This is a genomic window from Aporhodopirellula sallentina SM41 (assembly GCF_000346505.1).
Classification (GTDB): Bacteria; Planctomycetota; Planctomycetia; order Pirellulales; family Pirellulaceae; genus Rhodopirellula; species Rhodopirellula sallentina.
In genome coordinates, this window is the sequence record NZ_ANOH01000273.1 from 1 (window position 1) to 20,728 (window position 20,728).

The 20,728-nt window shown below is 55.9% G+C and carries 14 protein-coding genes; 6 read left to right on the forward strand and 8 right to left on the reverse strand.

Annotation, left to right across the window (positions count from 1 at the left end; genetic code table 11):
* Positions 1-330 (forward strand): hypothetical protein (locus RSSM_RS33825; RefSeq protein ID WP_044302943.1); only part of this gene is annotated, 330 nt, incomplete at its 5' end.
* An 821-nt stretch (positions 331-1,151) separates the two neighbouring features.
* Here RSSM_RS33825 and RSSM_RS18075 read toward each other — a convergent pair.
* The 6 genes from RSSM_RS18075 to RSSM_RS18100 form a co-directional block, all read right to left on the reverse strand.
* The gene (locus tag RSSM_RS18075; RefSeq protein WP_081613832.1) at positions 1,152-2,990 is read right to left on the reverse strand and encodes an arylsulfatase; all 1,839 of its coding nucleotides are present in this window, start codon (positions 2,988-2,990) and stop codon (positions 1,152-1,154) included.
* A gap of 176 nt (positions 2,991-3,166) precedes the next feature.
* Positions 3,167-4,423: an alpha/beta hydrolase family protein gene (locus tag RSSM_RS18080; RefSeq protein WP_008681875.1), complete on the reverse strand. Its 1,257-nt coding sequence runs from the start codon at positions 4,421-4,423 to the stop codon at positions 3,167-3,169.
* Between the two features lie 170 nt (positions 4,424-4,593).
* Complete coding sequence (locus tag RSSM_RS18085) at positions 4,594-5,796, reverse strand: putative glycoside hydrolase (protein WP_008681878.1); 1,203 nt, start codon at positions 5,794-5,796, stop codon at positions 4,594-4,596.
* 108 nt (positions 5,797-5,904) lie between these two features.
* The gene (locus RSSM_RS18090) at positions 5,905-7,743 is read right to left on the reverse strand and encodes an alpha-L-fucosidase (RefSeq protein ID WP_044302948.1); all 1,839 of its coding nucleotides are present in this window, start codon (positions 7,741-7,743) and stop codon (positions 5,905-5,907) included.
* 467 nt (positions 7,744-8,210) lie between these two features.
* Positions 8,211-8,393, reverse strand: coding sequence for a secreted protein (locus tag RSSM_RS18095; RefSeq protein WP_008681883.1), 183 nt, complete (start codon positions 8,391-8,393; stop codon positions 8,211-8,213).
* A gap of 232 nt (positions 8,394-8,625) precedes the next feature.
* Positions 8,626-9,807, reverse strand: a complete 1,182-nt coding sequence (locus tag RSSM_RS18100; RefSeq protein WP_008681885.1) for a DUF1559 domain-containing protein — start codon at positions 9,805-9,807, stop codon at positions 8,626-8,628.
* A gap of 662 nt (positions 9,808-10,469) precedes the next feature.
* Here RSSM_RS18100 and RSSM_RS18105 point away from each other — a divergent pair.
* The 3 genes from RSSM_RS18105 (at position 10,470) to RSSM_RS18115 (ending at position 15,859) form a co-directional block, all read left to right on the forward strand.
* Positions 10,470-12,512, forward strand: a complete 2,043-nt coding sequence (locus RSSM_RS18105; protein WP_008681888.1) for a sensor histidine kinase — start codon at positions 10,470-10,472, stop codon at positions 12,510-12,512.
* An 8-nt stretch (positions 12,513-12,520) separates the two neighbouring features.
* Positions 12,521-13,192, forward strand: coding sequence for a response regulator (locus RSSM_RS18110; RefSeq protein ID WP_008681891.1), 672 nt, complete (start codon positions 12,521-12,523; stop codon positions 13,190-13,192).
* A 279-nt stretch (positions 13,193-13,471) separates the two neighbouring features.
* A complete protein-coding gene (locus RSSM_RS18115; protein ID WP_044302945.1) occupies positions 13,472-15,859 on the forward strand; it encodes a right-handed parallel beta-helix repeat-containing protein in 2,388 nt (795 codons plus the stop codon).
* A 168-nt stretch (positions 15,860-16,027) separates the two neighbouring features.
* Here RSSM_RS18115 and RSSM_RS18120 read toward each other — a convergent pair whose 3' ends face one another.
* On the reverse strand, positions 16,028-17,080 hold the full coding sequence (locus tag RSSM_RS18120; protein WP_236621222.1) for a DNA-binding protein: 1,053 nt from the start codon (positions 17,078-17,080) through the stop codon (positions 16,028-16,030).
* Positions 17,031-17,405: a hypothetical protein gene (locus tag RSSM_RS33830; RefSeq protein ID WP_160168149.1), complete on the reverse strand. Its 375-nt coding sequence runs from the start codon at positions 17,403-17,405 to the stop codon at positions 17,031-17,033. The genes RSSM_RS18120 and RSSM_RS33830 overlap by 50 nt, the downstream gene beginning before the upstream one ends.
* On the opposite strand from RSSM_RS33830, the gene recQ reads away from it, so the two are divergent.
* Both recQ and RSSM_RS18135 read left to right on the forward strand, forming a co-directional pair.
* A complete protein-coding gene (gene recQ, locus RSSM_RS18125; RefSeq protein WP_044302949.1) occupies positions 17,392-19,638 on the forward strand; it encodes a DNA helicase RecQ in 2,247 nt (748 codons plus the stop codon). The genes RSSM_RS33830 and recQ overlap by 14 nt on opposite strands.
* 253 nt (positions 19,639-19,891) lie before the next feature.
* Positions 19,892-20,710, forward strand: coding sequence for a sugar phosphate isomerase/epimerase family protein (locus RSSM_RS18135; protein WP_008681902.1), 819 nt, complete (start codon positions 19,892-19,894; stop codon positions 20,708-20,710).
* Positions 20,711-20,728 lie beyond the last annotated feature (18 nt).

Below are 20,728 nucleotides of genomic sequence, written 5' to 3' on the forward strand. Positions count from 1 at the left end.
CAGCTAGCAGAACACTTGGCAAGTCTGAAGGGGACGCAACCAAATTCCAACCAAGAACGGCATATTGCGGACTATCTAACGGATGAATTCATTCGCGTTTTTGGATTGGCCGTGCCGCAGTATTATCCCGAAGAACAATACTTGATTTCGACCGTTATGTTCGCTCGACATCACTTGCCCAACCAAATGTTGTCGGACCGGATCCTGCCGTTGGTTGTCGCTCCAACGCCGCCTCATTTTGCGTTCGTGCTTCCGGCTGTTTACTGGCCGCAGCGATTGCTGGAACGATGGGGAGCGGAACGTCCGCTCCTTGCTCGTATGAGAAAATGAGTCATCGCCACGACGCTCGAATAGGACGGAATCATCCGGCGAGGGCTTGGTGCGTTCGCGGCATCAATGCGTCGTGAACGATGATGCGATTCGCTCCGAAGATCCCATCCCAAGTGTTCGACGTTACTGCCCGGACCTCACTGAGTGACTGGCCTTTTGAGGGCGATATGAAAGTGAGGGCGACAAGAGAGGCAGTCCAGCAACAGGATCGCGAAATGAGTTTGCTTCCCAGAACGTAGTGGTGTGTCACGATCAAGAATGAGGGGGCAAGGGAGTTGCGAACGTCGCCAAGAATTTCGGTGATTCACGAGCCCTCCCAAAACTCTTGGCGAGTTTCGCGACCCTCAAACGAGGCTTTGATGCACCGGCAAGGAGGTTGGGCAGTGATGTTGGAGCCGATTCGAAAACTCATCAGCCGATCGGTGCTAACCGCGGATTCCATGCGACACCACGGTATACGACCGGTTCGCCAATTGGTTTGTCCAGGCTTTCGGATTGGTTCTTCGTATACAAGTTTGCGATGAGCGTGAACTCGCGACGTCAACTCCGTGGGGTGGCCGCAACCTCGCAGGGGAACGCTACTTTGTTCTGCATGCAAACACCGAAACGCAAGCGAGTGATTTGTATTCGTTGAAAACACTCGCTCGCGCTTCGTACTGGTATCAAGCATATTAGAATTCGACGCGTATGATCCCCGAAGCCGGATCCGCTAGAATCGAGACGCCCGAGGTCTGCCGAAATCGGCTTCGTCAGATTGTTCTGATGAAACACAACGAGTTGTTCACAACCGGTGCCACTTACTTGGCTCGCTAGCCACGCCGCTATTTCTTTTTCTTTTGCGGAGGGACGCGGCCGTAGTTGGGATCGTAGACCGGGATGCCCATGCCGAATGGGGTTTGCCATCCCGGTTCGGGGCGATGGGTCACGTAGGCATAGTATGGAGTCGCGGTCAGGTCGGGACCGATGAAGGTCGGTGCGAGTTGGGTGATCCCTTTTTTGAGCGAGACGCGGAAGGTGACTTCTTTGGCTCCGGGCGGGATGTCTTTCGTTTGATCGATGTCCGCGATCCGCAATCGGGCACGTTTGTAGTTGAACGCTTTGCCGTAGGTTCCGTCATTGATGCCTTTGTCTGCCTCGACGGGCCATCGACGCAGTGAAATCTCGTATTCCCCGTCACGTTCGACTTCGATTGCCCAAAACGATTCCTCGGCGACGTCTCCGTTTCGAATATGATTTTGATTCCACGGCGGAGAACGATCGATCAGCCAGTCGTGTGAGCATAGCGAGACAATCGGCGACTGGTCTGATCCGATCACGATATAACTGGTCAAGTCGTGTTCGCGTGACACGTCATCCCAGAAATGGTCGTACTCGCCACGCAGTCGTTTGAGAACCTCGGGGTACTCCGACGCCAGGTCATTGGTTTGTTTGGGATCTGCATCGAGGTCATAGAGTTCGGTTCCGTTGACCAAACGCCAACGATCGGTCATCACCGCGCTCTTTCGCCATTTGATCGGCGTGACGACGCGTTGCGATTCAACGATCAATGTCCGTTCATTCCACTGCTCGCCGTCGGTGTACAGCAGTTCGCGAAGGTTGCTGCCGTCAAATTCAATTTCGGGAGCCTTCAAATTACATAGGTCGATGAACGTCGGCAGGATGTCAATGTGTGCGGTCAACTGTTCGATCTTTTTGCCCGCTTCGATCTTTCCGTCCGGCCATCGGATGATAAACGGAACGCGGTGGCCGCCTTCGTATTCGGAGTTTTTGGCTCCTCGCATGCCGCCGTCATAGCCGCGACCATTGCGCAGACCACCGGCGGTACCGTTGTCGGTCATGAAAACGAGGATCGTATTGTCGGCGAGGTTCTTGTCGTCGAGCAACTTCATCAGTTTGGCGAGATTGTCGTCGACGTTGGTGATCATGCCGTAGAACTCGGCCAAGGAAACATGCGGGTTTTCTTCGTATGGGTCCGAGTATTCGGTCGGGCAAAAGTACGGACCGTGGGGAGCATTCGTGGCGATGTAAGCAAAAAACGGTCGGTCCTGGTTTGCCTCAATGAACTGCATGCCTTGGTCAAACCAAACGTCGGTGCAGTAGCCCTCGAACCGTTGATGTTTGCCGTTCACGATATAGGTGTCGTCGAAGTAGTCGTTGCCCCAGTAGTCGGGAGCCTGACCGACGCCGCCTGCCTGATGGTAAACACAGTGTTGAAAACCGCGATCTTCGGGACGATAAGGGTAGCAATCGCCGAGGTGCCATTTGCCAAACATTCCCGTGGCGTAGCCGTTGTCGGCGAAGATGTTGGCCATCGTAGTCTCGCGCCGACGCAGCATGCTGCGACCCTGGACGGTGTGCCACACGCCAACGCGATCGGAGTACCGCCCGGTCATTAGCGCCGACCGGGTCGGTGCGCAAGTCGGGTCGACGTGGAAATTATTGAGCAGGGTTCCTTGGCGAGCCAACGCGTCAATGTTGGGTGTTTTGATCGCCGGGTTTCCGGTGAAAGCCACGTCACCGTAACCTTGGTCATCGGTGATGACGATCACGACGTTGGGTTTGGCGGAATCCGAATGGTCATCGGTTGCCGCGTTGGCTTTCGTTGAAAGAGACACGACGAGTAGGAACGCGACGGTAGTCTTTAGAAGCAGTGGGGACATGTTTCTTTCTAGGTGGACGGCAAACATCCACGCGTGTCGTATCTGACAACTCTGTTGATGCGTGGACTTGAGAACGCAGACAGTTTAATAACTCTCTTCGCACACGTGTTCTCGGTGCTCGCGAACTCCGATTGTTGATGCGAAGATGCTGTGTCGGTGCGAAGACGCTGTGTCGGCTACTGGTCGTTGAGCTCTATGTACTTGGAGCTCGCGGTCAATTCGCCCGATTTGACGTTGATGAAGCAAGATGTTGAGCCGGAGGGAATGGTAGCGCTGGCGATCCATTTGTCGTCTTGATGCTGCAGAGTCGCCGGGGTTTCGGTCCAAGTTCGATTTCCGGTAAAACCCGAGTCCTTGGTCGAGATGATCGAAGCCTGTGCGAGAGGTTTTGCCGAGTCAAAGACAACCGTTAGGCTTTCGCCGTTGACGTTGGATTGTGACTCAAGGCACCAGGGGCGTTGGTCAGCAATGATGCTCTTGGCGAACGCGTAGCTGTCCGGCGGTGTCCAACTGGCTCGGCTGCTGTGCCGCATTCCAGGAAGCAACACAACCATCGCTGGCCCCTTCGTCGCTCGGTAACTCGCCGCTTGGCTGCCGAGAGGGAAGTGGTTGTCTCGCGGCCACGAGAACCACATCGCTGGCATTTGCGCATTGGGCAGATAGTGCACCGGATCCCAAACTTGACGATAGAAATCGTTGTTGCCGAGTGCTTGGCCCCAGTGGTTTTCGGCATCGGCCATGTCGCCGCATCCGTAGGTCGGAATCGCGAATGCGAATCGCGAGTCGATCCCCATCACAGTGCTCGTGATCACGCCTCCCCAGGAAACACCCATGACACCGACTTGGTCTGGGTTCACGTCCGGGAGGGAACGCAGCAGCGAGTTGGCAAGGACCGTGTCGGCGACGGCGTGGTACATCCATTGGTCTTCAATCGGTTTGTCGACGTCTTGGTAGTGCCCACGCCGCCATGGGCCCGGCCAGTCGTGTTTCGCCCATTTGCGAGTGGCTTCGCGCCGCTCGACTTGGCCTTCGTGGGCGATCGAGATCGCGGCAAAACCATGGTCGTTCCATCGTTTGACCCATTCGCGGAAAGCGGTTCCGCCACCACCATGGACCAAAACGATGCCTGGCACCGTTTTGCGATCTGGCGAATCCGTTTGTGCTTGTTCGGGAAGACCGAGCCACGCGAAGACTTTGGTTGGCTTGCCTTCATACGGAAGTGCGTCGAAGTAGATTGGCCGAATATTGTCGGCTTCTTCGAAACCCTCTGCCGCTATGAAACGCGGCGCGGTGGTGAGTTCGCCGAGGGCGGTCACCTTGGATCGCTGCATCGCAAAGTCATCGGCATCCGCGGCGCAGGTGAACGCTGGCGAAACGGTGAACGCCAGCGAAACGGTGAATGCCAGCGAAACAATCAGGAAGAATCGAATCATCGGAGTATCTCAGTGGGGAAGATTGTTTGGTCGGTATCGGAAAACTGATTGGCCGATCGGCGTTGGCCGCGGTTCACACGCGGCACGCGGGGGAACTTCCGCCAGCGAATCTAGCTGCCGTGGTGATCGGATCGGTTCTCATGTCGCAGCGTACTGGCGAGGAATCGACGTTAGTCGTTGTGCCATCGGATCGAGGCGGTTCTGTTTTCGAGGACGGCGGTCACGTCCGCGTGTGCGAATTGGCGACGGAAAACCCATCCGTTCCGTCGCGCGATCTGTTTGGGGGCACCCAATGACTTTTGGTATTCTGGATATTCAATGAGTTGGCCGTCGTCGACGCCGTAGCCCCAACCGTAACAGAAGTAGCTGTTCTCGCAGGCACCGATCAGGTAGCAGGCCAGAGGGAAGGTGATGCTCTCGCGTGCGATCGTTTCTTTCTCTCTTGCCGGTTTTGACATGAACGATCGGTTGAGCCAGTTCACGTCGTGGTCGGGCCATCCTTTGTAGAGAACGATTTTGCCTTGCTTGGCCGCTGCATTCGCCATCTGCCAGTAGGCCACAATGTCTTCCTTGGCCGTCGATGAGAACTGGTCGAAATGTTCGATCTGGGCTCCATCGCTGTGCGGCAAAAACTCGGTCCCCGCACGACTGCTGTTGTCGGGGCCACCGGAATGGGCCCGGAAACCGTTGTAGATCAAAAGGTGGTCCGCCCCCATGGCTGATTTGACGGTTTCCATCAATTCAGTGGTGGCGGCGTCGAGGTCGTCGGATTTGTCGATGCCCCATCCGCGTCGAAGCCACAACGGACGTTTCGATTGCGAAACCGCGTCCATGAAAAATCCGTCAAATCCGTGTTCATGAACCGCGGTGGCGACTGTGTCCGACCACCATTTTCGCAGTTCGGGGTTGAGGAGGTTGTACTGGTAAACGGGCTTCTTTCCGAGTGTTGTTTTCAGGAGCGGTTCGCCTGAAACACGATCACGCAGAATCCAATCTTTCGGATGTGACTTCGCGAAGTTTTGGTTGTAGGAGGTGAACGGCCACGCGATCAGCGTGTTCCAGTACATCAACACTTTGGCGTCGGGGTTGGCCGTCTTGATACGACGTGCGTCTTTGCCGGCAACGCGTTCGGGATGCGAGGGATCCGTCACACGGCCATGTGCTTTTTCCAAACAAATGAAATCGGAAAGTCGAGCAATCGTTTCAATTTGTTCGTTAGAAAGCTGCGTGTTGCTGCCCAAGTGCAGATACACGGGCACGCGGTCCCATGAAAACGTCGGCAGCGATGTGTCGTCCGCAGTGGCCGATCCGGCGATCGGCAGGGCGAACGCAACCAGCAGCAATGACTTTAGGCAGCAATGAGTCAGTTTCATCGATACGAGTAGACGGTGAGGAGTGAACGCCAGCGAATGGCAACGTAGGTTGTGGGAATCAGGGCTGCGTTGCCAGGAAGGAGCCGGTTTTGCGAGCCCGCGATCGGGTTACTTTTGCATGGTCGTTGTCGTTGTCGTTGTCGTTGTCGTTGTCGCTGCGGCTCGGCGTGGCGTCTCACGGTATTCGCTCAGCGGGGTGAGGCGGATCGACTTTAACTCAGCCGATTCGATGTTCCCTTCGAGACAGGACACCGCGATTTTGTACTTGCCGGGAGCCGGGAATTTGATCCAGCCGATCGGGAATTCCTGGTAGTTGTGTGATGCGTTTTGTTGATTCTGAATGTGTTCGCCATCAACCACATCGACCGCCCATACCAACCGGCCCACTCCGGTATAGCTGAGTGCCACGTCGTAGTCGCCGGGGACCAGGATGTCGATTTCCCATTCTGCTCGGCCGCCATCCTTCCACTGCGTTACCGGGTATTCGCAGACCCACTCGCCGAATTTTTCCATCCAACGGTCTTTGCGAATTTTGGCCCGTGTGACGGTAGAAAATTGGGCTCGGATTTCGGTCCCCTTGTTCGGGTCGATCGCGAACGTGGAGTCAACCTCAGGCTGGTCTCGCAATTCGAGTTCGATTACCGATGCGAGTTTGTCCGGTGCAACGCTTGGTACATCCAAGACCGTCCAACCGTTGTCTCGTGTGAAGCTGAGTTGTGAGGCGTTGGTGCTGTTTAGCAATCGAGCGGATTTGATTTCGGTCCGCAGGCCTGGCAGGAACAATTTTCCGGATGATGGCCAATCGAAAACAGTGAGAAACACTCGTTTCCCTTTAACAGTGACGTCGCCCCAGGGAAGGGAATGCCCCCAGGGCGATGCGTCGGTGCCGTAAACCACCTGCGGATAGCGATGAATCCACTCGCCGGCCTCACGCAGCGAACGGGCGGCACGTTCGGGGACCACGCCTGCGCCGTCGGGGCCCACGTTGAGCATGTAGGTGCCACCGCGACCGACGCACGCGACGAGTCGATGCAGGATTTCTTTCGGAGTCTTCCATCGTTGGTCGTACCAAGCGTATGCCCACGAATCGTTCGTGGTGTCGACGGCTTCCCACATGCCTTCGATGTTTTGATGTGGCACCTCCATGTCGCCGAGCGTTTGGTAGTCGCCGAGGTCGTGACCGGCGCGTCCCGAAACGAGTGCGCGAGGTTGGTTTTTGCGAACGATATCGACGAGGTGTTGGACGTGTTCTTTCGCCATGCCGCCGGGGGTGTCAAACCAAATCAGTTCGATCGGGCCATATTGCGTGGTGAGTTCTTCGACTTGGGGGACGCATTTTTTATAGAAGTAGTCTTCGAACGTTGCGGGATTTCCGTCGGAATCGGTGGTTGGCCCCTTTCGAGCACCCGGAAACGTCCAGTCTTGGCTGTGCGAGTAGTAGAAACCGAAACCGAGCCCTTCGCGTCGACACACGGTCGACAGTTCTTTCATCGGATCGGTTTGAAACGGCGTGGCGTCGACGATGTTGAAATCGCACGCGGCTGAATCGTACATCGCGAAGCCGTCGTGGTGTTTGGCGGTGATGATGATGTACTTCATGCCCGCCTTTTTCGCTAAGTCGACGATTGCCTCGGCATCAAAATCGGTCGGGTTGAACGTCTGTGCGAGTTCTTTGTACTGGTCGACCGGTATGCCGGCCATTTTGGGATCCATGATCCATTCGCCGATGCCGTAGTAGGTCTTGTCCCCCACTTTGTTTCCGAGTTGGGAATACAAGCCCCAGTGGATGAACATCGCATAGTTGCCTTCGTCAAACAGTTCGCCGCGCTGGGCGTTGTCTGCGCGAAGTTTGACGGTGGATTCGCCCCATGTGGCGTCCATTTCCTCGGCGAAGGTGTTTCCCGCCATCAGTACGACGGCGAATGCGACGGCTAGTGACTTGATCATCTGTTTCCTGTCGATGTTGGCTGTACGGACGCTTTGGCGTCCTCCGGCAAATTGAGTTTGTTGGTTAGCGTGCTGGAAAATTGGCAGCCGCGATTGAGTCGTCATTTTGGTACATACCGACCGACGTTCCCTCGCGTTGCTCCATGCCCCTGTTTTTGCCCCGTGCCTGTGTTGCCCGTGCTCGTGTTGCCCCCGGTGTGTTCTGTTTGCGTGTCTTCTGTTGTGCTCTGTGTCCGCAGTCGAAATTTGTGCCCGCTGTCGAAATCTGTGCCCGCCGGGGGAATTCGTTCGACTGATGGTGTCGATATGACGCTCTCCTCAGCGTTGGCCAAGTGTTATTGTGAGCGGCAAGGCGCTAGCCGCCGGTGAGCGGCGTCACTACCGGCGGCAAACGCCTTGCCGCCCATTAAAATCAACGGCCTACTCAAGCCGCATCGCGAACTACGAACGCATTTTCGAACGCGTTCTTAAGGGGTTTCTTGGTTTTCCTCATCCGCACTTAAGTCTGCTTGTCCCTGTTGGTTCAATCGGTTGTATTCTTCGATCTTTGCCGCATCGGCATCTTCCGCGACATTGACTGGTTGTGGATCAGAGCAGCCGCATGCCGCCAAGAATGCGAGGAGGCAAATCGTCGAGAGTAACTTCTTCATGAGGTTTCCAAAGCGTGAGACATGTGGATTAGCTGGGTGGCGACACGTTTGAACGGAAGTGTCAAATTTACCAGCACGAATCGTGAGCGAGTGGGGTTTTTACGGGAGTCGTCACTCGCTCGCGGTTCGGGCTGGCATGGAGAACAAAGTGGCGTTTTCCAGCGAAGGGAGAGTGAGAGTACAGACGCCCGGCCCCCAATGAAGTTGGAGGCCGAGCGTTCGTTACGATTTTCTAAAACTCAGATTCGATAACTTCTTTCGAGGCACGGGTACCGAGAGCGCCCCATAGCCCATAGGGGCTTTCCGAACCGGGTTTGTAGTTCAACCAAATGTTGCGAGCCTTCGGGTTGCCGGCTTCGATCGAGTCGGTGATGAATTTGATCGCACCGTCGCCCATCAACACATGAGCACCGCCTTGGTGCCGGCTGGACATGGTCGCAACCATGGTGGTGCCCGCCGCGTTGTAGGCACCGCAAAGTTCGCGGTTGGGCGGAAGGATTGTCATGCAACCCGTGTAAACAGGTTGGAAGTCAGCCCATTTGTAACCGCGTCCGTGAGTCGGATTGACGTTGACGGTATGAGCCGGATCCCAGAACTGAGGACGCTCGGGGATGACTTTCCCTACGCAAGCCGATGGGTTGTTGCGGACCTGACCAAAGGTCGGAGTCTTGTTCGAATTGTCACGCCAGTTGATGGTCCGTTTGTCGTCATCGCCCAGGTCCGTGGCAATCTCGCCAGCGGCGATCGTGTTGGACAAGCCATCCAGGCAATCTCGGAACCGGGTGCGATCGACCGGTTTGAAGAATCCACGGTGCGCCGCTCGAGCTCCCTCTTGATCGCTTTTGTTTGTCCGGTTGCCGTTCCATGGACCGTTGTTTTGGCCGACGATCGAGTCGCCGACGCATGCGGCGTAGTTCGACCGGCCGAGTGCGGGGAGGCCAAGGCCCGGATCGCTCGGGCAGCGGTATGCTGGGATCTCGGTCGCCCATGGACCGTACGCCAACGTGTCAGGCGTTGGGCCCATTGCGGGATACGTCGTTCCGGTCGGGTTCGAGATTTGTTCCCAAAGTGCTTGTTGCTCAATGAAAGGTGTGATGCCCACCAGCATGCTGAGGCGGTAACGGTTGCCTTGGTCAGATGATCGCCACGAGGACCATGGACCGTTGGCGGTGTTGTTCGCGCCGACCAAAGGTTGGGTTCCGGTGCCATGTGTCGGCAATTGTTTGTAGGCCGAATGATAGTTGTGAATGGCGAGCCCAATTTGTTTGAAATTGTTGCTGCAGCTCATTCGCCGAGCCGCCTCTCGTGCCGCCTGGACCGCGGGGAGAAGAAGGCCGACCAAAACACCAATAATTGCGATGACGACGAGGAGTTCCACCAGCGTGAAACCGCGTCGAGTTTTTGCCTGAGTCATAATGAGATACCTTGAAGAAGAGAGATAAACGAACCAGGTTCTTCGTTCGAACGTTGCACCACCTGAGCAAAGCTTTCCTGCGATAGCCTCCGAGTCTGAATCGCGGGCTCGGTCGGGGATGGATGAGTAAAGTAGCGTTGATGCGCGTAGGTTGCGTCTTATGGACGCATCTTACCCCTCGTGTGGGATTTCGTCTGTCGTCTGTTCGGATGACAAACCGTCTTTTATTTAACCCGCGTGCAGACCGACCTGGCTGATTAGGTGGGGTGGGCGGCCTTCCGGGCGTGTGTGGCCGTGCAGTAGTGAGGGTCTGTTCCGGCAGGTCTGCGGAGACAAAGAATCCGTAACCGTGTCCTTTTTGAGAATCGGTTACGCAGTGACTGCCGGGGACGATCGCCACAGTCGAATGTTGCCATGGCAGCGGCAAAGCGGTTCCCGTTTTGTCTCAGCAAGAGTGCTATCTCGGTAGCAGTGTTTTCTGGGATGCAGCGTTGTCTTTGAAACAGCAGGCAGGCTGAGTCAGTGGGCTTTTGCGGACACATGAACGTCTCGAGAGCGATCGTCGGTCGCGAACGTTTTTGCTATCGTGCCGAATCGTTTACTGCCTGGATGAACTTCACTGAAGATGACATCGGGCGATCGTTCCAAGATAGAATGGGGCAATGGTTCGATACCGCTTTTCGCTGCTGTTGCTATGCCTTCTGTTTGTTACTCATCACGCGGGGCTGCGTGGTGCGCTCGCCGATGCGGGCGTGTATGGAACGGTCGGTGCCAAGCCCATTCCTGTTGATGAATTAAAGCGGCAGTTGAGTGAGTTGTCGCTGACCGCATTGGAACAGCGTCTAGAAACGATCGATAGCCAACTCGAATGGTTGTGTCCGATCAGTCTTCGCAGCGGAGTTGGTGCGGTCGGAATCCGTTCATCGGTGCAATCCGATCCTCATCACGTGGAGTGGTTTGAGGTTGAGTTGGCTGAGGCGGTGCCGATTCATTACATCACCTTGGTGCCGACGATTTGGCGTGACACGAAGACAGGTCTTCGTGCGGATGGATTTCCGATCGAGTTTCGTGTGGTGGTGGGTGACGGCAGGAACTCCGAGGGAACCGTCGTGGCGAGTTATTCCGCCGAGAACCGTTTGTTACCCCGGATCGCACCGTTGGTGGTGGAGTGCCCGGGGATTGTTGCGTCGTGGGTGCGGGTGGAGGCGACCGAGTTGTCGCCTCGGTTGTGGGATTCGCAATACGTGTTCCAGCTTTCAGAACTGTTTGTGTTCAGCGGCGATGAGAACGTGGCTCAAAGCCGACCGGTGCGGACCTCTTCGAATTTGGTGGCCGAAGGCAGGCACAGGCGATACCTTGTCGACGGTTTTGTCCCGTACCTGATGGACGCTAGGGAAGGAGAGCAGAGCATTGCGCTTTTTCGTGAAGGCGCAGCAGACGGCGACTACGAGCTCAGGGTTGATCTGGGGGCGACGAGGGTGCTCAATCGTATTCATCTGCATGCGGTCGACCTAAGTGATACGATCCCGCAAGCAAACCGAGATGGTATTGGCATTCCGAAACGGATGCGGTTGGAAGGAGCGAACCAGTCGGAATTTTCAGACGCGGTGCTATTGCAAGAATTTGAATTCCCGACGGTTTATGATTTGGGGCCGATCATCATGCGTCGGTTTTCCAAAACACCGTGTCGCTATGTGCGTTTGATTGCGACCGAGCCCGACACCATCATGCGCGGTGACAAATTGATTCCTCGGATCGGGTTCGCCGAAATCGAGTTGTTTTCCGGTGACAAGAACGTGGCGGCAGGACTTCCGTTCGAGGCTAATTTCGCCGTCACGAATCCGAATCGTGCTTTGTCGGCATTGACCGACGGTCGCAACTTTTATGGCACGATTCTGCCGATCCGCGAATGGATGATCGAGCTAGCACGTCGGCATGAGTTGGAGACCGAGCGTCCGTATGTGGCGGAAGAACTCAATCGCCGATACTCCCAACAGAAAGTTCATCTGACATGGTTGACGTGGTTGGCTGTGTTGCTCGCCGTCGGTATCGGAGTCACGATCTTGATTGACCGTATGGTTCGCATGCGTCAGTTGGCGAACTTGAAAGAGCGGTTTGCAGCGGACCTTCATGATGAACTCGGCGCGAATCTACACGTGATCGGGTTGCTCGGTGATCTCGCGCAAGCCGCGGTGGGTTCGCCGGAAAAACTGAAGAGTTTGCATCAACGAATCCGCGTCATGACGGAGCGATCGGGAACGGCGGTGCAGTACTGCACGAACATCTTGGAAGCCAAGGGGATGTACCAAGATTTGTACGAAGACATGCAGCGCACGACGCAGCGAATCATGGCCGACATTGATGGTAAGTTATCGTTCGAGGGAAATGCGGAAGTCCTCGAACGACTCGGACCCCGCACGCGAGCAGACTTGTTTCTGTTTTACAAAGAGTGTTTGGTGAATATCAGTCGCCACAGTCAGGCGACTCAATTCGACGCGCATTTGACCGCGTCGGGGAGTGACCTTTCACTCGTGGTGAGCGATAACGGTCATGGACTGACGGCACCGTTGGCAAACAAGGTTCCTCCGTCGCTGCAACGTCGAGCGCGGTTGCTCGGTGCCCAGGTCACCGCGACACATCCCAGCGAAGGTGGGACCCGCATTGAACTCAATCTGCGTGCCCGGAAATGGGGACGCCGCAAATAGGCTGCAACATGAATAAACAAATTCGAGTGATGTTGGTCGAAGACCACCCCGAGTACCGCGAAGTCATCCAATTAGCTCTCGAGGATGAAGCCGATATCGAGTTGGCTGACCAGGTCGGTTCGTCTGAACGTGCGTTGTCGGTGCTGCAGAACGGTGATCGCCGCGAGATGCCTGACCTGATTTTGTTGGACCTGAATCTGCCAGGCGATTCCGGCTTGGACGTGTTGCCCGCGTTTCGTTCCATCACCCCCGAAAGCAAGATCGTGATCCTGACGCAGTCGGGCAAAGAGGCCGATGTGTTGCGAGCTATCCGAGAGGGAGCGTCGGGTTACTTAATGAAGTCATCAACCGTAACCCAAATCGTCGACGCGATACGAACCGTGGCATCCGGCGGAGCGACGTTGGATAGCGGCGTTGCGAAGTATGTTTTGGATACACTGCAAGCGAACGTTAAGCAGCCCGAGTTGTTGCACTCGCTCTCGCAACGTGAGTTAGAGATTTTACGTTTGCTAAGCGAAGGGTATGTGAAAAAAGAAGTCGCGCGTCAACTCGATATTAGTGTGAGTAGCGTGGCCACCTACATTCGCCGCATCTACGAAAAACTCGATGTGCAAAACGCCCCCGCAGCGGTGAGTAAGGCGTATCGTTTAGGGATCTTCTCCGCCAATCCCGATGATTGAAGGTGCGATCGCACGCGTTTGCCGGTAGATGCTGAAGGGAGTCTGAAGTCAATAGAATAGAAGCGGTTCTTCTGTTGTGAAGTGTATGAACTCGTTAGTTGCGTCGACATTGTGTTGGAGTTCGTTGTCGAGAACGATTCTGGTTCCGATTGTCGCAGCGTTGAGGGTAGAAAAAGATAGCGGGTTCGAGTTTAATGCGGTTCCCCACCCGGCCATTCTTGGCTGAACTCAATCGGCCTACCACAGGCCGTCCCGCCTCTCCAACCTGCCTACCAAACGATGCACGCGCGCGTAATTTTCTCGGTGCTGAGCGTTCTCATCACCGGGGCTGCTTTCGGCCAGTCGATCGAACAGCCGGCTCATTCGTTCCCCGAGTACAACGAGCGATTCTTAGAGAATCAGTTGGCACCGATTAGGGTGCCAGGCAAGATTTTCTATGTGCAACCTTCGGACGAGGAAGGCGACGGAACCCGAGAGCGTCCGTTCCATCGATTGGAAGCAGCACGGGACGCTGTGCGAGAAATCAAACAACGCGACGGTCTTCCCGACGGCGGGGTGCAGGTGCGTTTGCTCGCCGGTGACTATCAACTCGAGCAAACCTTCGTGCTCGAAAAAGAAGACTCCGGTACTGACGCAGCTCCGATCGTTTACCTCGGTCAAGGAATCAACCAGGTGGTTGTTTCGGCCGGTACTGAGTTGTCGGTGGCTGATTTTAAGAAGGTCGAGGATCCAGAGCGTGTGAAGCGACTCAAACCGTCCGCGCGCGGGCGTGTGTTGGAGATGAAGGTCGCCGACCAAGTTGCCGTGCAGTTTCCGGGGGATGGGAACTACGGGATGCTGTCGCTCGACGGGTATCTGCTGCAGTTATCTCAGTGGCCAAACCGTGGCTACAACCATATTAAGGATATCCTCGAAGAAGGTCCGAAGACCCGCCACCTCGGTCCCAACGAAAAGCCCGCACCGTACAGTAAAGAAAATCCGACCGGCGGTGTTTTCGATACCCGCGAACCACTCTCGCCGTTGGTTGAGCAGGAATTCCAGCGTAGCGGAGACATGCGCGTCGAGGGGTACCTCCACAACGATTGGTACTTCCAGAGCGAACCGGTGGGAGCCATTCGCGATCGCGATATTCGATTGCTTCGATACACGCGATATGGAATCGCCGAGAAGATCAAGTCCATTCCCCGACGTGTTCGTCTGGTGAACGTATTGGCGGAGCTCGATGAACCGGGCGAGTGGTACTTTGATAAAAAGGAACAGCGGTTGTTCCTATGGCCGATCCCGAGGTTCGATCCTCAGCGGTCGAGGTTGGTGGTTCTCGGCGGTTCGGCGAATCCGAAGGACGCCGGGGAATCTTCCGACAATGTGCTCGTTGACATGCGTGGGACGTCGTATATCACGTTTCGAAATTGCACGTTCGAGAATTCAGGGCAACTCGCCGTGCGAGTCGCCGGTGGTCAGTACAACCTCATCGCCGGATGCCGCGTGCGAAATGGATACCGTCGCGGGGTGTCGATCGAAGGTGGGATGCACAACGGGATCACCGGTTGCGAGTTCCATGATCTCGATTCAGCGTTCACGGTGTCCGGAGGCGATCTTCGGAAGTTGCAGCGATGTTACAACTTCGCAACCAACAATCACATTTATGCGTGTCGGCGGCGCGGATATGGGGTGATCGGTCTCAATGGCGTGGGGATCTATTTCGCACACAATGTTCTGAACGACATGAACGGTGCGGTGAACTACAAGACCGTGGACGCGTTGATTGAGTTCAACGAGTTCTACAACATCGGATACGAGATGGGCGATTTCAACGTTGCCTATTGCGGGGCGCAGTGGCACATGATGAACAACGTGGTGCGCTACAACTTCGTGCATCACTTGCTCGAGCCCGGCGGGCATCCCGTGTTTGCGTTTCGAAATGACGATGGCGGGATGGGTTTGCAGATGTACGGCAATGTGTTTTATCGATCCGGCCGAGGAGGCGGGCAGTTCGCGGGCCCTCTGAATTCGTTCCAAAACAACATCACAATGAAAACCTCTGTGATGTGGTGGACAAACAAGTGCGCGATCACCGAAGAGGAAATCGCGGCGAGATGGAAGGATCTCGAAAAGTTCGGTCGCGACTTACCCCACGGCGATAAGGGGGACAATATCTATCTGTTGACCAAGATGCTCGGCGAAGAAGGATGGAAGAAAAGCCCGTGGATTGACGAGTTTCCCCAGTTGGCGAAGGCGATTGATACCAACCCGTTTGCTCAGACGTTTGGGCAAGTCAATCTGAACTATATCCATCAGGTGCGCGAACCGTTTCACATTCACGGTGGTGACGGAACCGTCGAGGGCATGGAGAACAATACAACCGGTCGGTTCAAGGACTTGCCCCGCAGCGGTGTGTTTGTCTTGCCCGAGGAAATTGACCTCGGCGCGTTCGTTAGCCTGCCGAAGTTGGATTTTCGATTCAAGCGTGGGTTCCGGCCGATGCCGGGTTTCAAGCCGATTCCGTTCGAACAGATTGGTTTGAAGCGAGATGCGTTTCGGCCGCATCTTCCGAAGAAAGATGTTTACCGCTCGAAGGTGTTTCGCAAGTTCTTCAAAGACGAAGGAGGACGTTACGATCCGGCGCGGGTTAACGCGAGGTATCCAACACCGGCGTACCTGCGGTAAGGATGAAACGCATTTGCGCGACGCGGCAGGCGTAGAGGCCGTCGCGTTGGCATTGTGAAAATTGTTGGCGTTGTGAAAATTGACGTGCCCGATAACCCCGAGCTGGATCCGCCAGGGTTCAGTTTCTCGAAGTTTGGCGGCATCGGCTACGTCATTGTTCAGAACGTCCTAGGCTTCGCGGTAGGCAGGGATTTTGAGGTATTGCCGTTTGCTGGCCACCTTCACCACATCGATTCCGAGAGAGTCGGCGATGTCCGCGTCGGGTTCTTGGCCGAGGCGGCTGACCGCTTCATCTGTCCAACGAAACTGAGTGGTGCGTGATGGGATGCCATGCCGGACACGATACCCGCGAACCGAAGCGACCGAGATGCCGGTCCGTTTGCTGACTTCGGTGTCGGACAGTTTGCCGAGCATCGCGACGACCTTTGGAGTCCAGCGAGCTTCGTTGGCCGCGACGACTGGAGATTGAATCCCGAGTGATTGTCGCATCGCGATGACTTTGCGGCGTGGGATGCCGAACTTCTTCGCGATTTGAGTGTCGGGGACTTTGCCCAGTAGCGAGAGTTCTTTCTTGCTCCACGCGCGGCTTTGTCGGCCTTTGCGGTGAGGTGCGATACCGAGCGACGTGCGTTTGGCACCGACGGTGGACGAGTCCAACCCGACGCGGCGGGCGACCTCCACATCGGACAATTTGCCGAGCCATTTCAGCTCTTTGGCTGTCCAGTTGTGTGGATTGAGTTTGGTCGAGGGGGTGTAGGATTCGATCCCGTTTCGGCGTCGCCGGGCGCTGACGGCGTTGACGGTCAGGCCGACTTTCTTTGCGACTTCGGCATCGGGCATCGTTCCCAACAGAGCGTCGGCTTCCTCGGTCCAGTTGTTCCAGTGCAGGGGTTTGATTCCCCGGCGTTGTCGCTCGGCGCGAACCGTGGCGACGGGCAGGCCGTGTGCGTCGGCGAGTTCCTGGTCACTCTTCTTTCCGAGTGCCGCGGAGACGGCGCGAGGCAACGAACTCTTTCCGGCGGCGCGGCTGGTTTTCTTCACCGAACGTTTGACGGCGGTTTTCTTGTTCGCTTTCTTGCGGCCGGTGCGCGTGGCGGATTTGGCGCGTTTGGTGGCGGTCTTCTTTTTCTTGACCGACTTCTTTTTCTGGACGGTTTTCTTGGTTGCTTTCTTAGCGGTCTTTTTCTTGACGGCTTTCTTTTTGACAGCCTTCTTGGTCACCGGCTTTTTCGATTTCTTTTTCGAGGTCGATGAGCGTTTCTTTTTGGCCATAGTTCAACAGCGATAAATTTGTGCGATAGAGAAGAATAGGGAGCACTAAAATAAGGGCCTTCTCGCTCACTTCGCGTTGACGTTTCTTGCCCGTACAATCATCGATTCGAAGAACGTCAATAATCTCGCGTGCGATGGAGAGTGCCGTGAACGATGGCCAGTCAACCAATGGGAAGCGATCCGAGTCGGAACCGATTTCCCCGCACGCGAACCCCGAAAATGAAGGCCCGGCTTCACAGATTAACGTAAAACGAACGCCCGTGAGTGCTAACAAGGGGACAGAAACGGAAAAAAATGATCCGATCGGTTCGGCAAAGCAAATCTTGGCGAAGGTCTGGGGCTTTGATGAGTTCCGTCCGCTGCAAGAAGAAGCTGTTGTTGATGTCGTTCAAGGACGCGACAGCGTTGTCGTGTTGCCTACCGGTGGCGGAAAATCATTGTGCTATCAAGTTCCCGCGTTGGTGCGCGAAGGCATGGCGGTTGTCGTTTCGCCCCTGATTTCGTTGATGAAAGACCAAGTCGATGGGCTTGTTAGCAATGGCGTTTCCGCAGCGTTGGTTAACAGCACTCAGTCCGACGAGCAAAAACGGGAAACCGCTGCGAGAATACGCAGAGGCGAAATCGATCTGTTGTACCTCGCGCCGGAACGACTGCTGACCAACCGAACACTCGATTTTTTAACAACGGTTCCGATTTCGTTTTTTGCGATTGATGAAGCGCACTGCGTAAGCAATTGGGGACATGATTTTCGTCCGGAGTATCGCGGACTGCGAATTTTGAAACAAAGGTTTCCAAGCGCATCCGTGCATGCGTTCACTGCTACCGCGTCGCAGCGAGTGCGTGACGACATCGCGGAGCAACTCGATTTGGTGTCCCCAAGTGTGTTGGTTGGGAATTTTGATCGTCCCAATTTGACGTATCGTATGATTCGGCGTGACAACGCGTTGCGACAGATCATGAGTGTGATCGACCAGCATCGCGACGAGTCCGGCGTGGTCTATTGCATTACTCGGAAAGAGGTCGAGCAGACGGCCGCCGCGTTGTCGGCCGAGGGGATTTCGGCACTTCCCTATCACGCCGGTTTGGATGATGCCACGCGTCAGCAAAACCAGGACGCGTTTATCCGCGAGCAGGTCAACGTGATCGTCGCGACGGTCGCGTTCGGAATGGGCATCGACAAATCGAACGTTCGCTTTGTGATCCACGCGGGAATGCCCAAGTCGATTGAGCACTACCAACAGGAAAGCGGTCGGGCAGGACGAGACGGTTTGGCATCGCAGTGCGTGTTGCTATACAGCGGCGGCGATTTGATGACGTGGAAACGGATTCTCGAGCTCGGTGATCCGTCGAACGTGGAAGAGGCGATGCAGAACGTGCGTGCGATGGCGGACTTGTGCACGGGAGTCCAGTGCCGGCACGCGTCGATCGTGAATTACTTCGGCCAGGAATTCGATGCCGATAATTGCAACGCGTGTGACGTTTGCTTGGGTGAGTTGAACCTCGTCGACGATCCGTTGACGTTGTCGCAGAAGATTCTTTCCTGTGTGATTCGTTTGAAAGAACGTTATGGCGTTTCGTACACGGTGAAAGTACTGACCGGGTCGCGCGACGCGAAGATTCTCGAGTCCAGGCATGACCAACTGAGCACGTACGGGTTGCTCGGCGAACACTCGGTTGCTGCGGTGCGGACGTGGATCGATCAATTGATCTCGCAGGGGTTCCTTGAGCGGTACGGCGAGTACAACGTGCTGCGAATGACAGATTCGGGGCGCGAGCTGTTGCAGAGAAAGGGGACGGTGACACTTACTCAGCCTGCCAAGTCGTCGGGCGGTCGCTCGGCTCGATCGTCGGCTGCGGATTCTTGGGAAGGCGTCGATCGCGGTTTGTTTGATCGGTTGCGGTCCATCCGGAGTGACTTGGCGTCGCAACGGAAGGTGCCCGCATATGTCATCTTCGGCGACGCGGTGCTGCGTGATCTCGCGCGGTGCCGGCCGAGCACGCTTGAGAAATTATCGAACGTCAAAGGGATCGGTGAGCGTAAGTTGGCGGATTTCGGCGAAGTGTTTCTCGAGGAAATTGATGCGTACTGTGGCGAGCATGAATTGTCTCGTGACGAAACGATCGTGGTGCGGAGTTCGGGCGCGGTGAGCGGGCCGCCGAAGCCAAAAGGTTTGAAAGGCGCAGCCACGGAAAAGGAAGCGTTCGACTTGTTCTCGCAGGGTAAATCGGTTGCCGAAGTGGCGAAGAAAATGGACCGGGCCACGTCGACGGTGAGCGGGTACTTGGTTCGGTATCTCGAGGAAGCTAACGTGACCAACGCGGCCGCATGGGTCGCACCGGATACGATTGCAGTGATCGAGGCGGCGATGGGTGCGAGCGAAGACGGGAGATTGAAACCGATCTACGAGGCGATTGCGGCTGACAGATCGGTTCAGGATGACGTTTCTTACGAAGAAATCCGAATCGTGATTGCCTGTCACCGTAATCGAAAGACGAGCACGGCGTGATCGCATCGGAGGGTGGCGTTTGTCAAAGTCGGCTGGCGCATCTAGGATTTGCCGGCGAGCCTGCAAGCCGTCGCGATCGTTCGATGCGGATGCGTTTCGGCGTACTCGGGCGACGTCGATTGTCCTTTCGGCGGCAACGGTTTTGTTTGGTTCGGCCTGCCATCGGCCGACGCCTGTGACGTGGTTCGGGTGGCTTTCATTTTCTTACCAGGGTTTGCGTGATACGACGCGAGCGATATCCGGCGATTGATTGATGCGTTTTGCACTTTGTAATGAAACCTTTCGTGAAACGAGCCTCGAAGATGCCGTGCGGCTGACGGCGGAATTGGGCTACACCGGTTGGGAGGTGGCTCCGTTCATGCTGTCCGATCACGTGGACAAAATCTCTGCGGAGGATCGGGTGGCTTATCGAAAGACAGTCGAGAACGCGGGGCTGGAGATCATCGGTTTGCACTGGTTGCTCGCCGGGACGGAAGGTCTGCACTTAACGACTCGCGACAAGGCGATGCGGGAGCGAACGACGGAGTATTTTCAAAAGCTGACGCATTTGTGTGGAGACTTGGGCGGGCATCTTATGGTGCTCGGTTCTCCGGTGCAGCGGAATCGTACTGAAGGGCAGTCGACCGAAGAGGCGTTGGGCAATGCCGCGGAGGTTCTTCGGGGAGTGGTGCCGGTGTTGCACGAGCGCGGTGTTCGGATCGCGATCGAACCGCTCGGTCCCGAGGAAGGTGACTTTCTCAACACGGCGGATGAAGGTTGTGAACTGATCGACGCGATCGGAGACGGCCACATCGGTTTGCACTTGGACGTCAAGGCAATGAGCACCGAAGGTGAGGCGGTTGATGGGATCATTCGCCGTCACGCGGATCGGATGATTCACTTCCACGCGAACGATCCCAACCGGCTCGGTCCGGGAATGGGGGACGTGGAGTTCGAGCCGATAATGGCGGCGCTTCGTGACGTGGAGTACGACGGTTGGGTAAGCGTCGAGGTGTTCGACTATTCACCTGGCGCTGAAGCGTTGGCGCGAGAGAGTATCGAGAATCTGCGAGCCGCGATGGGGAAGGTTTAGGACGTTTGCAGAAAAAGA

What these genes read in the sequence shown, in the direction of transcription:
- RSSM_RS18075 (WP_081613832.1), bottom strand. Translation starts at nt 2,990, where the DNA reads ATGTCCCCACTGCTTCTAAAGACTACCGTCGCGTTCCTACTCGTCGTG.
- RSSM_RS18080 (WP_008681875.1), bottom strand. Translation starts at nt 4,423, where the DNA reads ATGATTCGATTCTTCCTGATTGTTTCGCTGGCATTCACCGTTTCGCTG.
- RSSM_RS18085 (WP_008681878.1), bottom strand. Translation starts at nt 5,796, where the DNA reads ATGAAACTGACTCATTGCTGCCTAAAGTCATTGCTGCTGGTTGCGTTC.
- RSSM_RS18090 (WP_044302948.1), bottom strand. Translation starts at nt 7,743, where the DNA reads ATGATCAAGTCACTAGCCGTCGCATTCGCCGTCGTACTGATGGCGGGA.
- RSSM_RS18095 (WP_008681883.1), bottom strand. Translation starts at nt 8,393, where the DNA reads ATGAAGAAGTTACTCTCGACGATTTGCCTCCTCGCATTCTTGGCGGCA.
- RSSM_RS18100 (WP_008681885.1), bottom strand. Translation starts at nt 9,807, where the DNA reads ATGACTCAGGCAAAAACTCGACGCGGTTTCACGCTGGTGGAACTCCTC.
- RSSM_RS18105 (WP_008681888.1), top strand. Translation starts at nt 10,470, where the DNA reads ATGGTTCGATACCGCTTTTCGCTGCTGTTGCTATGCCTTCTGTTTGTT.
- RSSM_RS18110 (WP_008681891.1), top strand. Translation starts at nt 12,521, where the DNA reads ATGAATAAACAAATTCGAGTGATGTTGGTCGAAGACCACCCCGAGTAC.
- RSSM_RS18115 (WP_044302945.1), top strand. Translation starts at nt 13,472, where the DNA reads ATGCACGCGCGCGTAATTTTCTCGGTGCTGAGCGTTCTCATCACCGGG.
- RSSM_RS18135 (WP_008681902.1), top strand. Translation starts at nt 19,892, where the DNA reads ATGCGTTTTGCACTTTGTAATGAAACCTTTCGTGAAACGAGCCTCGAA.